General features: G+C 49.0%; 14 protein-coding genes, 7 tRNA genes and 1 rRNA gene. 1 reads left to right on the top strand and 21 read right to left on the bottom strand.

Going from position 1 to position 13,387, the window contains the following annotated elements:
• Window positions 1-64: 64 nt before the first annotated feature.
• Genes KNQ11_RS11595 through KNQ11_RS11585 form a run of 3 tightly spaced genes read right to left on the bottom strand, consistent with a single transcriptional unit; the run spans window position 65 to window position 2,011 of the window.
• On the bottom strand, window positions 65-958 hold the full coding sequence (locus KNQ11_RS11595) for a phosphotransferase family protein (protein ID WP_214771953.1): 894 nt from the start codon (window positions 956-958) through the stop codon (window positions 65-67).
• A complete protein-coding gene (locus tag KNQ11_RS11590; RefSeq protein WP_214771951.1) occupies window positions 955-1,437 on the bottom strand; it encodes a GNAT family N-acetyltransferase in 483 nt (160 codons plus the stop codon). The genes KNQ11_RS11595 and KNQ11_RS11590 overlap by 4 nt, the downstream gene beginning before the upstream one ends.
• Window positions 1,438-1,450: 13 nt before the next feature.
• On the bottom strand, window positions 1,451-2,011 hold the full coding sequence (locus KNQ11_RS11585) for an isochorismatase family protein (protein WP_214771949.1): 561 nt from the start codon (window positions 2,009-2,011) through the stop codon (window positions 1,451-1,453).
• 129 nt (window positions 2,012-2,140) lie between these two features.
• Here KNQ11_RS11585 and KNQ11_RS11580 point away from each other — a divergent pair, with 129 nt between their 5' ends.
• Window positions 2,141-2,314: a hypothetical protein gene (locus tag KNQ11_RS11580; protein WP_155960197.1), complete on the top strand. Its 174-nt coding sequence runs from the start codon at window positions 2,141-2,143 to the stop codon at window positions 2,312-2,314.
• A 38-nt stretch (window positions 2,315-2,352) separates the two neighbouring features.
• On the opposite strand, the gene KNQ11_RS11575 is transcribed toward KNQ11_RS11580, so the two are convergent.
• From KNQ11_RS11575 to rrf, 18 genes are all read right to left on the bottom strand, one after another.
• Entirely contained in the window at window positions 2,353-2,952 is a 600-nt protein-coding gene (locus KNQ11_RS11575) for a short chain dehydrogenase (RefSeq protein ID WP_050676890.1), read from the bottom strand.
• A 38-nt stretch (window positions 2,953-2,990) separates the two neighbouring features.
• On the bottom strand, window positions 2,991-3,758 hold the full coding sequence (locus KNQ11_RS11570; protein ID WP_214771947.1) for an alpha/beta hydrolase: 768 nt from the start codon (window positions 3,756-3,758) through the stop codon (window positions 2,991-2,993).
• A 23-nt stretch (window positions 3,759-3,781) separates the two neighbouring features.
• Window positions 3,782-4,348, bottom strand: a complete 567-nt coding sequence (locus tag KNQ11_RS11565) for a hypothetical protein (protein ID WP_214771945.1) — start codon at window positions 4,346-4,348, stop codon at window positions 3,782-3,784.
• Window positions 4,349-4,423: 75 nt separating this feature from the next.
• Window positions 4,424-6,220 carry a glutamine--fructose-6-phosphate transaminase (isomerizing) gene (glmS, locus tag KNQ11_RS11560; RefSeq protein WP_214771943.1) on the bottom strand — a complete coding sequence of 599 codons (1,797 nt, stop codon included), beginning with the start codon at window positions 6,218-6,220 and terminating at the stop codon, window positions 4,424-4,426.
• A gap of 412 nt (window positions 6,221-6,632) precedes the next feature.
• Entirely contained in the window at window positions 6,633-7,988 is a 1,356-nt protein-coding gene (gene glmM / locus KNQ11_RS11555; RefSeq protein WP_029343107.1) for a phosphoglucosamine mutase, read from the bottom strand.
• Window positions 7,989-8,017: 29 nt separating this feature from the next.
• Window positions 8,018-9,304 carry a CdaR family protein gene (locus tag KNQ11_RS11550; RefSeq protein ID WP_035411620.1) on the bottom strand — a complete coding sequence of 429 codons (1,287 nt, stop codon included), beginning with the start codon at window positions 9,302-9,304 and terminating at the stop codon, window positions 8,018-8,020.
• The gene (gene cdaA / locus KNQ11_RS11545) at window positions 9,304-10,164 is read right to left on the bottom strand and encodes a diadenylate cyclase CdaA (RefSeq protein WP_050676886.1); all 861 of its coding nucleotides are present in this window, start codon (window positions 10,162-10,164) and stop codon (window positions 9,304-9,306) included. Before cdaA ends, KNQ11_RS11550 begins: the two co-directional genes overlap by 1 nt.
• A 79-nt stretch (window positions 10,165-10,243) precedes the next feature.
• The gene (locus tag KNQ11_RS11540) at window positions 10,244-10,864 is read right to left on the bottom strand and encodes an anti-sigma factor (protein WP_023466661.1); all 621 of its coding nucleotides are present in this window, start codon (window positions 10,862-10,864) and stop codon (window positions 10,244-10,246) included.
• A gap of 16 nt (window positions 10,865-10,880) precedes the next feature.
• A complete protein-coding gene (sigW, locus tag KNQ11_RS11535) occupies window positions 10,881-11,444 on the bottom strand; it encodes an RNA polymerase sigma factor SigW (RefSeq protein ID WP_023466660.1) in 564 nt (187 codons plus the stop codon).
• 125 nt (window positions 11,445-11,569) lie between these two features.
• A complete protein-coding gene (gene rocF, locus KNQ11_RS11530) occupies window positions 11,570-12,478 on the bottom strand; it encodes an arginase (protein ID WP_214771941.1) in 909 nt (302 codons plus the stop codon).
• Window positions 12,479-12,689: 211 nt separating this feature from the next.
• A tRNA-Ala gene (locus tag KNQ11_RS11525) sits at window positions 12,690-12,765 on the bottom strand.
• Between the two features lie 9 nt (window positions 12,766-12,774).
• Window positions 12,775-12,846: transfer RNA gene (locus KNQ11_RS11520), tRNA-Gly, on the bottom strand.
• A gap of 6 nt (window positions 12,847-12,852) precedes the next feature.
• Window positions 12,853-12,925, bottom strand: a tRNA-Lys gene (locus tag KNQ11_RS11515).
• A gap of 4 nt (window positions 12,926-12,929) precedes the next feature.
• A tRNA-Tyr gene (locus tag KNQ11_RS11510) sits at window positions 12,930-13,013 on the bottom strand.
• A 37-nt stretch (window positions 13,014-13,050) separates the two neighbouring features.
• Window positions 13,051-13,123: transfer RNA gene (locus tag KNQ11_RS11505), tRNA-Thr, on the bottom strand.
• Between the two features lie 13 nt (window positions 13,124-13,136).
• Window positions 13,137-13,211, bottom strand: a tRNA-Glu gene (locus KNQ11_RS11500).
• A 2-nt stretch (window positions 13,212-13,213) separates the two neighbouring features.
• Window positions 13,214-13,288: transfer RNA gene (locus KNQ11_RS11495), tRNA-Asn, on the bottom strand.
• A gap of 11 nt (window positions 13,289-13,299) precedes the next feature.
• Window positions 13,300-13,387 (bottom strand): 5S ribosomal RNA (rrf, locus tag KNQ11_RS11490); the annotation flags it as partial.

Raw genomic sequence — 13,387 nt, 5'->3', positions numbered from 1 at the left:
CTTGCTTCCCCCTCATATTCCTCATTTCCCTAAGTATAGAGGTTTCTTCCAAGACATGGGTGAATCAATACCCGTCCGATATGCTCGTCGTCTGTAATTCCTGCTTGATGAGCACGATGTTCTCCTCAAAGAACGCCTGGTGCTCTTCTAGTCCACGTTTGATGCACCACCCGACGGCCGTGAGTGCTTCCCACAAACGATAGTATGCCAAATACGTCTCGATTGGCACGTCTGGGTGTAGCGTCGCGTATCCTTCTTGAAATGCCGTTACGTAAATGGAATCGAACGTATTGAGATTACGGACGATCTTCGTGAAGTCCATCTCGATCGCCCCATAGCGGGTCGTCTCGAAATCGATCACCCCTGTGACTTGATCACTTACCGTCAGTAAATTCGCTAGGCGGAAGTCACAATGTGTGGCAACAGGACGTGAAGGCTCAGGTAACGACTGTTCTCGTCTGACTAACTCTGTTTGGATGTTCTCTAAAAAAACGGGGTCGAGTTCGGACGTGATGAACGGCATGAATCCATCGAGTTTTTCATTCCGGAAACGTCGCCAATCCTGAACCGGATAGGCATAAAATCCATCTTCCGTATACTCGCCATAGGCTTCTCCTGTACACGTATGCAGCATTGCGAGCGTTCGACCAATTTCGAACGCCAATTTTTTAGTCATCGTGATCGGTGCCTGTCCCGGTAAGGCAGCAAGCACGAACGCCCCGGTCGTCTGCCCAGGAGCTGCTTCAGCTAAGATGTGCGGCACGGGTATAAACCCTTCTAGTGCATGAATCCAGCCACGCTCCCGGTACCACTTTTCAGCCGTATACGGGCGCTTCAAGAAAACGACCTGACCATCCGCTAAAACGAGACGATCGACTTCAGAACTATACGATTCGTCGACGGTCGCGCATGCTGCGACATCGAGTTGAAAATGTTCAATCCATTCGTCTCGCGTCATTCTGTCGTCCCCACTATTTTCTGTAGCGTTTCACCTGGTAGACTGTCAATCGGTCCAACATAGGTCGATTCAAAACCTAATCCGATCAAAATACGGCGCGACGCTTCATGTGCTGGATCAATCGTCGCCGTGACGACCTGTAACTCTTCTTCTGTCGCTAACTGTAAGAGACGCTCTGCAATGGCTGTGCCGTATCCGCGTCCCCACTGATCGGGTAGTAGCATGTAACCGAGCTCTGCTTCGAACGGTTGCGTTTGATTTCGGGTCATGTGCCCGATTCCAATCCATGTCTCTTCGGCATAAATCAGATACGATCCTAGTCGGTCGTGCTGTTGTTGCTCAAGGATTCGGTCAAAGCGCTGTTTCGTTTCTGCGTCTGTTAATGCCTGCTCCGTGATGTAACGCATGACACGTTCATCTTGGACGAGCGTTGCGTAGCGTTCGTAATCAGACGTTGTTATTTTTCGTAATTCAATCATCCTATTCTCCTCTTCATGTCCGGTAGTCATTGTGGGTTGGGGTGAAGACATCTTCCGTCGACGGACGAACGATCGCAAAGTGTTCGACGTTATAATGACCGTGCAAGACTTGATTGTGGTGGGCGATCATTTGCTCCGGCGTCAGGACATCGGAGCCGTTCGTCGTATGCCCGTCTGCGACGAGTGTGACATCAAAGCCATGCACCGTCGCACTGCGCACTGCGGTATCGATGCAGTGCTCCGTCTTACAGCCTAAGACGATCAGATGTTCAATCGATGCTTGGCCTAGATAATCGAGCAAGGGGGTGCCATGAAACGCATTCGTCGCCGCTTTATCAAACGTGACACTGGACGTTGGAACGGGAATCGAGTCATGGACTGCAAACCCAGGTCCTGTTCCGCCAGCGACGTCCAGATCCCGAATGAAGACGACCGGGATGTTCCGTTCGTCTGCTTCAAGTACGACTGCTTCGATGACATGCGCGACTTGTTCTTTTAAATATACCGGACGCTCTTCCGTGTTTCCGTCGACGAGTTCCTGTTGAAAATCAATCACTAGGACCGCTTGTTTCATCGTCATGTTCCTCCTTGTAAAATCGACTGCTTGTTTCCTTCCCGTTCATCTGAATGATTTCCTGCTCCTGACAGACGCGAAACTTTTTAGCTGTTGGATTCGTTAAGAAGAAGGAAAGGATGTGTCTGGATGATTTGGTTTGGCGTCATCTTCTTATGTGTGCTTCTTGTCAATCTGACACTGGAGAAACTGATCATGAACCGGACGATGACAGGTCGCTGGTTCGTACGCAACTTACTCATTTGTCTCGGGATCACTCTATTGCTATTCGGGATCGAACGTTATATCCTATCCGGTCTGTAAAAAAGCAGATAGCGATTTTTCGCTACCTGCTTTTTTATTTAATAGACTTCGTAATTTTGCCCCGTCTGCGCCCCTTCGACACTCTTTTCGAACGCCGTCGTGACACGTGACGCCGGAACGGCTTCAAAACCACGGAAGAAGGGTCCGTACTTCTCGAGCGACTCAATCAGTACGTTCGGACTGACGCTGTTGATTCGAATACCTCGTGGCATCTCGATTGCTGCTGCATGAACGAACGCTTTAACCCCACCGTTCGCAAGAGCAGCAGATGCGCCTTGGCGAATCGGATCGTCCATCATGATGCCGGTCGTCAGCGTAAAGCTTCCTCCGTCTCGTACTGACGGTAAACCAAGTAGGACCAGATTGACCTGACCTTTTAGTTTACTGTCGATTCCAATTTGATTAAGCTCCGGTGTTAAGTCCGTCAATGGACCAAAATGAGCGCCACCTGTGGCACTGATAACAGCATCAACAGAACCGACTGTTTCATACATCGCTCGGATACTTGCTTCTGACGTAATATCGACTTGCACATCCGCTCCGCTTCGTCCGGCACGAATGATGTCATGCCGCTCACTCAGCCGTTCGACGACTGCCTGCCCAATCGTTCCGCTTGCTCCTACTACTAAAATTCGCATGATCCCTTCCCCTTTCACGTCTAGCTTACCTATCTAGCCTACTGCACAGCAGATGATGGTTTCAAGGATTCTACCGGATGCGTCTTCAAGAAGATGAGGACTTCTTCGAACAAACGTTGTTTATCCCGATCGAGTGTCAGTAGATGTTTACTGTTCGGAAGAAGGACCTTTTTCTGATCTCGGCTCGGCACTGTCGTTTCGATTCGCTCGAGACTTGCATGATAGACGGCATCATCTAAGGCACCAAGGAATAGAGCGATCGGCTGTGTGATCTTCGGCAAGACGACTCCCGTGTCGAGGATGAACTGTTGCAGTGCCCGTAAGTCTTTTTCCGGGCGTGGAAAATGACGGTCGACAAAATCTAAGATCCACTCTGGCGAACGATCGTCAAATTGAAAATACCGTTCCGTATACCGACGGACGCGGTGCTCAAGTCCGGCAATCGTCCGCTCAAGAATCGGCGTCGAGAGTAAGATGAGTCCAGCGCATCCTGACTGTTCTGCTAGTCGAAGTGCCATTACTCCACCGAGTGATTGTCCGATCAAAAAGATGTCGTTGTGTCCTCGATCTTGTAAAAACGCGAGTCCGACTTGCGCGGACTGCCAGACGTCTTCGATCGTCGTCTCAAACAAGCGCTCCGGCGATTCCCCGTGCCCGGCGTAATTGGGCGCGTAACAGGTATAGCCGGCTGCATGTAAAAAACGAGCGAGTCCCCGCATCTCATTCGCACTTCCAGTAAAACTATGTAACAACAAAACAGCAGGTCCGGGTCCTTCTAAGTACAGATCCTTTGATTTTGTAATCAAGTGCGCCCCTCCTTTTCATCTCTTCACACTTCCTCTACCGAAGCATCCTCCCGTAACGATTCTATAATCCGAAAGCCTGGGTAGTCCGCTTCGGATCGTCGTTCGCCACTTGACCGATAATAAGCATTCCAGTAACTGATCATCCGGTCTTCGATTCGCTTCATGTATGCCGGATCATCCTCGACGAACCGCCGCTTCACTTCCGGATCCCATTGCTCGATTGCGGGTACGATGATGTCGACGATGTCACGGACGTATTCACTAGCAAGTTCGATGATATAGGCGAGAACCCATCCGTCGTGCGGATGGTTTTTAAGTAACTGCTGGAGATAATACTCACGAACATGACCATCATGGTGACGGGTGTAAAGACAAAATAACATCGTCTGTTGCGTCGACGTCAGCTGCTTAATTCGCTCCGAGTCGACCTCTGATAAGTACAAACGCGTCGGAATCTGTATCCGTTCCTGCTCCAGTCTCATTTCAATCGATCCGGATGATAAACGTGTCCAGGCAAACGGTAGACACGCTTTAACGACCCGAACGTCCTGTTCATATCGTTTAGGAAATGCAGCAATCCAGCGATTCATCTCGTTCTCCTCCTAATATAAAAACTCCAAACGGCAGACGCTTACACGCCTGTCATTTGGAGTCGATTTGTTTCCTTATTCAACCGTTACTGACTTCGCCAAGTTACGTGGCTTATCGACGTCACAGTCGCGACCGAGTGCCGCGTAGTATGAGATCAATTGAAGTGGTAAGACAGACAAGAGCGGTGACAAGAGTGGCTCGACTGCTGGGATGACGAATGCATCTGTCGGCAATTCAAGACCTTCTGCTGCGATGACACATGCGTTTGCCCCACGTGCGACGACTTCCTTGACGTTCCCACGGTTGTTGAGGTGAACGTGTGGTTGTGTCACGAGCGCGATAACCGGTGTGTTGTCTTCGATCAAGGCGATCGGACCGTGCTTGAGCTCTCCACCCGCGTATCCTTCTGCTTGGATATACGAGATCTCTTTGAGTTTCAATGCGCCTTCCATCCCGACGTACGCATCTTGTCCGCGACCGATGAAGAACGCGTTGCGTGACTCAGACAAGTATTCTGTCGCGATTTCTTGGAAACGATCTTTTTGAGACATGACTGATTCCATCGCACTTGAGATTTTACCGAGTTCCTTCATGAGATCGAAGTTGACGGCAACCCCTTTCGCTTGAGCAAGGTCAAACGCAAGGACAGCAAGAACAGCGATTTGAGCTGTATAGGCTTTTGTTGAAGCAACGGCGATTTCTGGACCCGCGTGGAGCAACAATGTTGCGTTTGCTTCACGTGACAATGTTGATCCTGGAACGTTCGTGATCGTCAGTGCCGGGTGACCAAGTTTTTTCGCTTCGACGAGAACAGCACGGCTATCCGCTGTTTCACCTGATTGTGAAAGGAAGAGGAAGAGCGGTTTCTCTGTCAATAATGGCATGTTGTATCCGAACTCAGAAGAGATGTGCACTTCTGTCGGGATGCCTGCGATTTGTTCGATCAACTGTTTCCCGATCAAACCAGCATGGTAGCTTGTTCCGCAACCAATGATATAGACACGGTCACGACCGAGTACGAGATCACGGACCGATTGGTCGAGTGTGATGTCGCCTGCTTCGTTTTGATATTTTTGAACGATGTTACGAATGACCGCTGGTTGCTCATCCATCTCTTTGAGCATGTAGTGCGCGTACGTTCCTTTTTCGATGTCTGATGCATCGATTTCAGCCGTGTACGCTTCACGCTCTTGGACGTTCCCATCGAGATCTTGGATCGTGACGCTATCACGCGTCAAGATGATCATCTCGCCATCATGCAACTCGATGAATTGATCCGTTACTTGTAACATTGCCATTGCGTCTGATGCGACGACGTTGAACGTACCATCACCGAGACCAACGAGAAGTGGTGATTTGTTTTTTGCGACGTATAAGACGTCTGGATTTTCAGCATCGATCAATGCGAGGGCATACGAACCGTGCAAGACACGGAGTGTTTGACGGAATGCTTCCGCGACGTCACCTGTCTCGTTGAAGTTCTTTTCGATCATCTGAACGATGACTTCTGTATCCGTGTCGCTGAGGAGATCGACATTCAATTCTGCTTTTAGCTGCTCATCGTTTTCAATGACGCCGTTGTGAACGAGTGTGAAACGTGCTGACGCACTTTGGTGCGGGTGCGCGTTTGGTACGCTTGGGACACCGTGTGTCGCCCAGCGTGTGTGTCCGATTCCGACTGTGCCGTCTGCATTAGCAGGAACGACTTCGCGTAGCGCAGCAATCCGGCCTACTTCTTTGTGGACTTGGACGCCGTCGTTGACGAACGCAAGACCTGCCGAGTCATAGCCGCGGTACTCGAGCTTCTCGAGACCTTTTAATAAAATTTCCTTCGTGTTGACCTGTCCGATCATACCTACGATTCCGCACATGTTACATCTCTCCATTTACAAGTATTTCCCTAAAGAGGAAACGGCTCTTGTTGAGAGGATCCCGATCGGTCTGTTTGTCCGTCCAATCACTTGAACGATTTCAGAACGATTTACGGTATGGATCTGGTACCGGGAGGCATCCGCCGAATGATTCGATAAACCTCCACCTCGTCAGCTTTCATCCTACGAAGAAAGCCCTGGCGCTTCTTGTTTCCGTCTGACCCCGTTTCTGTCCGACTTCACCATCATACGAACTTTAATCTGAAAAAGCAAGAAAGGTAACGTATTTGTAACTATTCCCGATATTTTTCTAATCAATACGTATAATCCCTATATTTTGTAAAAATCTCAATCTGTTTTTCTAAAATAATTGTAAAAAAAGAAGCAGAGCAATCGCTCTGCTTCGGGCTACTTAGTTTTCTTGTAACGCGTAGTTCTCACGAACGACGTTCGCGATCCGCTCGACGTATGCATCACATGCTTCTTGTGTCGGAGCTTCTGCCATGACACGAACGAGTGGTTCTGTTCCTGACGCACGAACGAGGATCCGTCCGTTCCCCGCCATCTCTGCTTCGACTTCAGCAATGATCGCTTGCACGGCAGGACCGCTCATTGCGCCATTTTTGTCTGAAACACGGATGTTTACGAGACGTTGTGGGAAGATCGGCATCTCAGCTGCGAGTTCCGATAACTTCTTCCCTGTCGCTTTCATGATTTGCAACAACTGGACGCCCGACAACATGCCGTCCCCTGTCGTTGAGTAATCCATGAAGATGATATGACCAGACTGTTCGCCACCGAGTGTATAGTCGTTCTTACGCATCTCTTCGACGACATAACGGTCACCGACTGCTGTCTGAAGCGCCGTCATCCCGTTTTCTTCGACGGTTTTATGGAAACCGAGGTTACTCATGACCGTCGCAACGATCGTGTTGTCTTTCAGACGACCGAGTTCGTTCAAGTATTTCCCGCAGATGAACATGATTTTATCGCCATCCACGATATCGCCGTTCTCATCGACTGCGATCAAGCGGTCGCCGTCTCCATCAAACGATAAACCAACGTCTGCGCCTTTTTCCTTAACGAAGGCAGCGAGATGTTCAGGGTGTGTCGAACCGACACCATCATTGATGTTGAGTCCGTTCGGAGTTGTACCGATCGTCGATACTTCCGCTTCTAAGTCACCGAATAGACGTGGTGCGAGGCTTGACGTCGCCCCGTGTGCACCGTCGATCGCGACATGGATGCCTGAGAAATCTTCATCCGATGTCTGACGAAGCATGTGGAGATATTTCTGAGCCCCTTCATAGTAATCATGAACGAAGCCGAGTTCTTTTCCGGCTGGACGTGGCAATGTATCTTCTGCTTCATCGAGCAATGCTTCGATCTCAAGTTCTGTTGCGTCATCGAGCTTAAAGCCGTCTGAACCGAAGAACTTGATCCCGTTATCTTCCACTGGATTGTGCGATGCAGAGATCATGACTCCGGCTGTCGCATCCATCGTTTTTGTCAGGTATGCGACACCTGGTGTCGAGATGACACCAAGACGCATGACTTCTGCACCGATTGATAACAGACCCGCGATGAGTGCATTCTCAAGCATTTGACCAGATACACGTGTATCGCGTCCAATCAAGACTTTTGGTCGTGTGCTTTCGTGTTTCGTCAACACGTAACCACCTGTTCGACCGAGGCGATACGCAAGTTCCGGTGTCAATTCTACGTTTGCGACGCCGCGTACGCCGTCAGTTCCAAAATACTTACCCATGTGTTATTTCCTCATTTCACTAATTTGTTTTAATTGGTCGGAATCGATGTCCGGGGAATCGCTTTTAATGTGACATCCATATTATCCGGACGCAGGACATCAAAGGCTTTTGATGTCTGATACGAGATCGGCAATCCATGCGTTCCTTCTTTTAATCCTGTCACATCGATGACCGCTTTGATATCCGTCGCATCAATCGATGCTAAATCAGATTCTTTCCCACGGACGACGACATCAATCGTTTGATTATAATCAATCGTATACTTTGATTCATCGAATCCATTCAACGTGACCGTCACACCCGGAATCGTTTTCTCCGCTCGATCCTCGACGGTTTCTGTCGTCGAATTGGCATTTTCTTTTTCGACGACGATATTGACGGTGACCTGTGTCGGATCCATCGCCGTCGCGTTTTCCGGTTCGACGAGTTTGACGGTTTTTTCTGTCGTCTTCGTCAATCCTTTGAGCGAGACCGCTTCCGTATCGACGGAACCGATGCGCTCTAATTCTTCTTTTGTTCCATATAGACGAGCTTCCGTCGTGACGGGAACGATCTTGACGACGGTATACCCTTTTTTGACGTTGTCTTTTGTCTTCACATTAATCGGTACCGTCTTACTTTCCTTATAGATCGGTACTGTGATTTCTAATTGTTCCGGTTGATAAGATGCATTGATCGTATTCCCGTTCGTATCAGTCGCTTTAGCATTGAACGTCTCTTTGAACGTCTCTGCCCGACCGGTCACATCGATCGGTACTTGGATCGCTGAAATCGCCTGTAACTTCTCTGCGCCTCCCGTGACTTCAACAGTTTGTTGGTTCGGCTGCGCTTCCCCAGCGACATATCCTTCAGCGATTTTGTTTTTATTGAGTAAAGCGACTTGTACCGGTACTTCCTTTGTAATCTTCTTATCGAGGAAAACTTCGATCGTCTCCTGTTTTGGTGTCACCTCGACATCTTTTCCGAAGCCAGTTGCTGTGACACGGACACGATGATAGCCAGGGTCGAGTCCTTTCAAATCAATCGATAATCCAAAATCTTGGACGAGCCGGAGCATCGTCAAGCTACTCGACGGACCTTTGACGGTCACTTCCATACTATCTGGAATATTATAGGCGACCCACTGCGATTCATCATACTGGACCGTGACCGGCACGTCAAATTTCGTCGAACCTTGTCCTGCGATCGGTAATAGACTAGCAGCATCACTTTTTCCCGTCGTATTCGAACCTGCGACCATCAAATACAACATGACGGCTAAGGCGACGGCAACGATGCGTAAAAACCAGCGTTCATTGAACCACTTTTCGAACATTATTTTTTCGCCCCCATCCAGTTCAAGAAGGAAGTATTCGTCGGTTCGGCCTTGACGATCGTCTCAAGTAACTTTGTCCGTAATGATTCTTCGTCGAGTTCCCGGTACAGACGTCCATTGATAGCGAGTGAGACACCACCCGTTTCTTCCGAGACGACGAGCGTGACGCTATCCGTCACCTCACTGACACCGATGGCAGCACGGTGACGTGTTCCAAGCTCTTTTGAGATATGTGCACTCTCAGACAGCGGTAAGTAACAAGCGGCTGCTGCTAACTTGCCTTGCTGGACGATGACGGCACCATCATGTAAGGGTGTATTCGGAATGAACAAGTTGATCAGCAACTGACTCGTGATTTGTGAACCGAGCGGAATGCCCGTCTCCACGTATTCACTTAGTCCTGTCTCGCGTTCAATCGTCACGAGTGCTCCGATACGACGTTTTGACATGTACTGGGCAGACGATACGAGTGCATCGACGATTCGAACTTGTTCATCTTCATCACTGATGGCACTACGTGAGAAGAATTTACTCGTTCGTCCTAAGTGTTCCAGTCCACGTCGGAGTTCAGGTTGGAAGATGATGATGATCCCCAGTAACCCGTAGGTGATGATTTGATTCAATAAGAATTGCAATGTTTTGAGTCCAAAAAAGCCACTCAAGAACCAACTGATCAAAATGACCGAGATCCCTTTAATGAGCTGGACTGCTTTTGTTCCTTTGACAATGATCATGAGACGGTAAATGACGAACGTCACGACCGCAATATCAATCACGTCATTAATATAATCGTACCAATGTACGTTTTCTCCCAGTTTCAACAATTGAAATTGAAGTGGTTGCCAGCTGAAGTAATTCACCAACCGTGCCCCCTAACTCATCTGATTTAAACAGTTTCCATTATAGCACAAAGGGACGAGTTCGACTCGTCCCAGCTGATTATTGAAATAGACGCTTGATTCCGTACCAAACGCGTTCGAATAATTGATCAATTTCCTTGATTTCTCCGGTCACGCTACCAGCACTCGCCGTGTAAGCTTTCCCGTCAACGGTCATGACATCGCCATTGACTTTCCCTTCGATTCGGACGTTCCCACCTTCGACATATAGATCTTGATCGACCGTGACGCCTTTCGGGACGACGACCTCGCCATTTTGAGCGACGATACCTGGTGCATTCGTATAGGATAAGTCATGTTCTTCTTGTGCCATATAACCACCTAGGCTACCGACCGACAAGAGTAAGAAAACAGCCGCTGCCGCGAGCAATGGGTACTGCTTCATCTTACCTCCAAAACGAGACGGTTGCGGTTGGTGTAGCAAAGCAGCGCTTGGCGTCTCCACCTGTTCAGGCAATTGTGCCAGCACGCGGGATGTAAAATCTGCCGATAATTTAGGCGCTGGAAGTTGACGCAGTCGAGCATCAAGGAGCCGATACTCTTCGAACTCGTCCATCGCGTCTACTTCTCGTAACTCTGCTTCTAATCGCTCGAATTCCTCAGGTGGTTGGTTTTGGTCTAAATAATCCTGGATCCGTTCATGTACATGCTCTCGTGACATGGTGAGTTCCTCCTTCTCATCGTTTGGCAAAATGCTTCTTCAGCGCTTCTCGTCCACGATGAATTCTAGTTTTGACAGTAGCGACAGGTAATTCGATCATTTCACTGATTTCCTTTAGCGAAAGATCTTCTACATATTTCAGGACGAGTGGGACACGGTATTTTTCTGGTAAAGCTGCAATCGCGTCCCCGACTTCGTTTCGTTGCTCGTTATCGACCACTTGGTCCTCCGGCAAGGTGTCCTTGCTCTCGAGTTGTGAATACAATGTCAGTCCTTCAGTACCTGACATCTCAGCATCAAGAGAATAGTCAGGTTTCTTTTTCCGTAATCGGTCAATCGATACGTTCGTGACGATTCGGTACAACCAAGTCCGGAACTTCCATTGTGCATTATACGAATCAATCTTCGTAAATACACGGATGAAGGCTTCCTGTGTCGCATCCTCCGCTTCCATTCGATCGCGCAAGACGCGGAAAGCCACAAGAAAGGCACCTTCCTTATATAGATCAACAAGTGCCGCGAATGCATCACGGTCTCCCTGTTTCACTCGCTCAATTAAGCGTAGTGTCGTTTCTTCCACTTTGAATACCCCCCGCTCTATGCGGTCAATCTCTTATACGAAGTCGACCGATAAATGTTTCATCTCCTTTTAAATTGTAACAAAAAAAACTTGAACCCCGATGAAAAGAGTTCAAGTTCTATCCATTATTTTACTAAGCGATGTGTTTCCATTGCCAAAAGTAGATCTCCGATCAGTTCATTCGCAAGTTCTGCTGTTCCGTTTCCTTCTTCAAGCAACGGATTCACTTCAACGAATTCAGCTGCAATGAAGTCTTCTGCCGTTGCGCAATGCTGGAGCACCGTCTTCGCATCGTCTAAGAAAATGCCATCGGCGACACGTGTTCCTGTACCAACGACGAGTGATGGATCGAGACCATCCATATCAAAGCTAAGATAGAACGCATCCGTCGTTTCCTTCAAATAGGCAATCGCTTCTTCCATGATCGCGTCCATTCCCCGAGTTCGGATCGCTTCCATATCATAGACACGAATACCAAGACGATCAATCAGCTCTTGTTCGCCTGGATCAACGTCACGTAATCCGATGAAGACGAGATGTTCCGGTTGCAGCTTGACATCTGTTCCTCCGACTTCCGTTAAACGCTGATGTCCTTCCCCAAGGGCTACAGCGAGCGGCATACCGTGGATGTTTCCAGACGGTGATGTTTCCGGTGTATTCAAATCACCGTGTGCATCGAACCAGATGACGCCAAGACGTGGTACAGTCTGGCGTAATCCTGCAATCGTTCCGATCGCCATGCTGTGATCACCACCGACTAATAACGGAAAACGTTGCTCCGATAACGCATCACGTACAATTAGATGCAAGTCATTCGTCGTATAGACGACGCCTTCAAGACGTTTCAGCTTCGGATCTTCTTCTCGGACCGCATCCTCGGATAAGACAGCCGCTTCCCCGTAGCGTACTGCTTCTTGTCCCCGTGCTTCGAGTGTCGCTAGTAGACCCGCTTTTTCGACAGCAGCAGGTCCGTGTTCAGTGCCCGGCTTTCCTTGTCCATAACGGTACGGTACGCTGATATACGCGATGTTCATACGATATTCCCCCTATGTCATAGTCACTTCTACCTGTATTGTAAGCGGTAACAAACAAGTGGTTCAACTCAACAAAAAAACGCATGAATATACAAAAAAACACCGTGAAGGGAATCACGGTGTTCTTGCGTACGTACTCTGGTTATGCTTGGCATTTCATATAAAAAAAACTTAAGACGAACGAAACTCGCTTAAGATCTTTAAATAAAATTGGTGGAGCCTAGCGGGATCGAACCGCTGACCTCCTGCGTGCAAGGCAGGCGCTCTCCCAGCTGAGCTAAGGCCCCAAAAGAAAAAGCGGAAGACGGGATTCGAACCCGCGACCCCGACCTTGGCAAGGTCGTATTCTACCACTGAACTACTTCCGCAAGAAATGAGCCATGCAGGATTCGAACCTGCGACCCTCTGATTAAAAGTCAGATGCTCTACCAACTGAGCTAATGGCTCGACATGGTGGGGGGGGGCGGATTCGAACCGCCGAACCCGAGGGAGCGGATTTACAGTCCGCCGCGTTTAGCCACTTCGCTACCCCCCCAGTTTGTCTAGGAAACTTATACAATTGAGAAAAACAGTGCCGGCAACAGGAGTCGAACCCGCGACCTACTGATTACAAGTCAGTTGCTCTACCAGCTGAGCTACACCGGCACAAAAAGTATAATGGTGACCCGTACGGGATTCGAACCCGTGTTACCGCCGTGAAAGGGCGGTGTCTTAACCGCTTGACCAACGGGCCATTGGCTCCGCAAGTAGGATTTGAACCTACGACCTACCGGTTAACAGCCGGTTGCTCTACCACTGAGCTATTGCGGAATAAATTAAATGCCTGGCAACGTCCTATCCTCACAGGGGGAAGCCCCCAACTACTTTCGGCGTTCAAGTGCTTAACTTCCGTGTTCGGCATGGGAACGG

It is taken from the genome of Exiguobacterium sp. s39 (assembly GCF_018618925.1).
Lineage (GTDB): Bacteria > Bacillota > Bacilli > Exiguobacteriales > Exiguobacteriaceae > Exiguobacterium_A > Exiguobacterium_A abrahamii.
The sequence above is the reverse complement of the archived record's forward strand: the minus strand, read 5'-3'. Positions and strand labels throughout refer to the sequence as shown.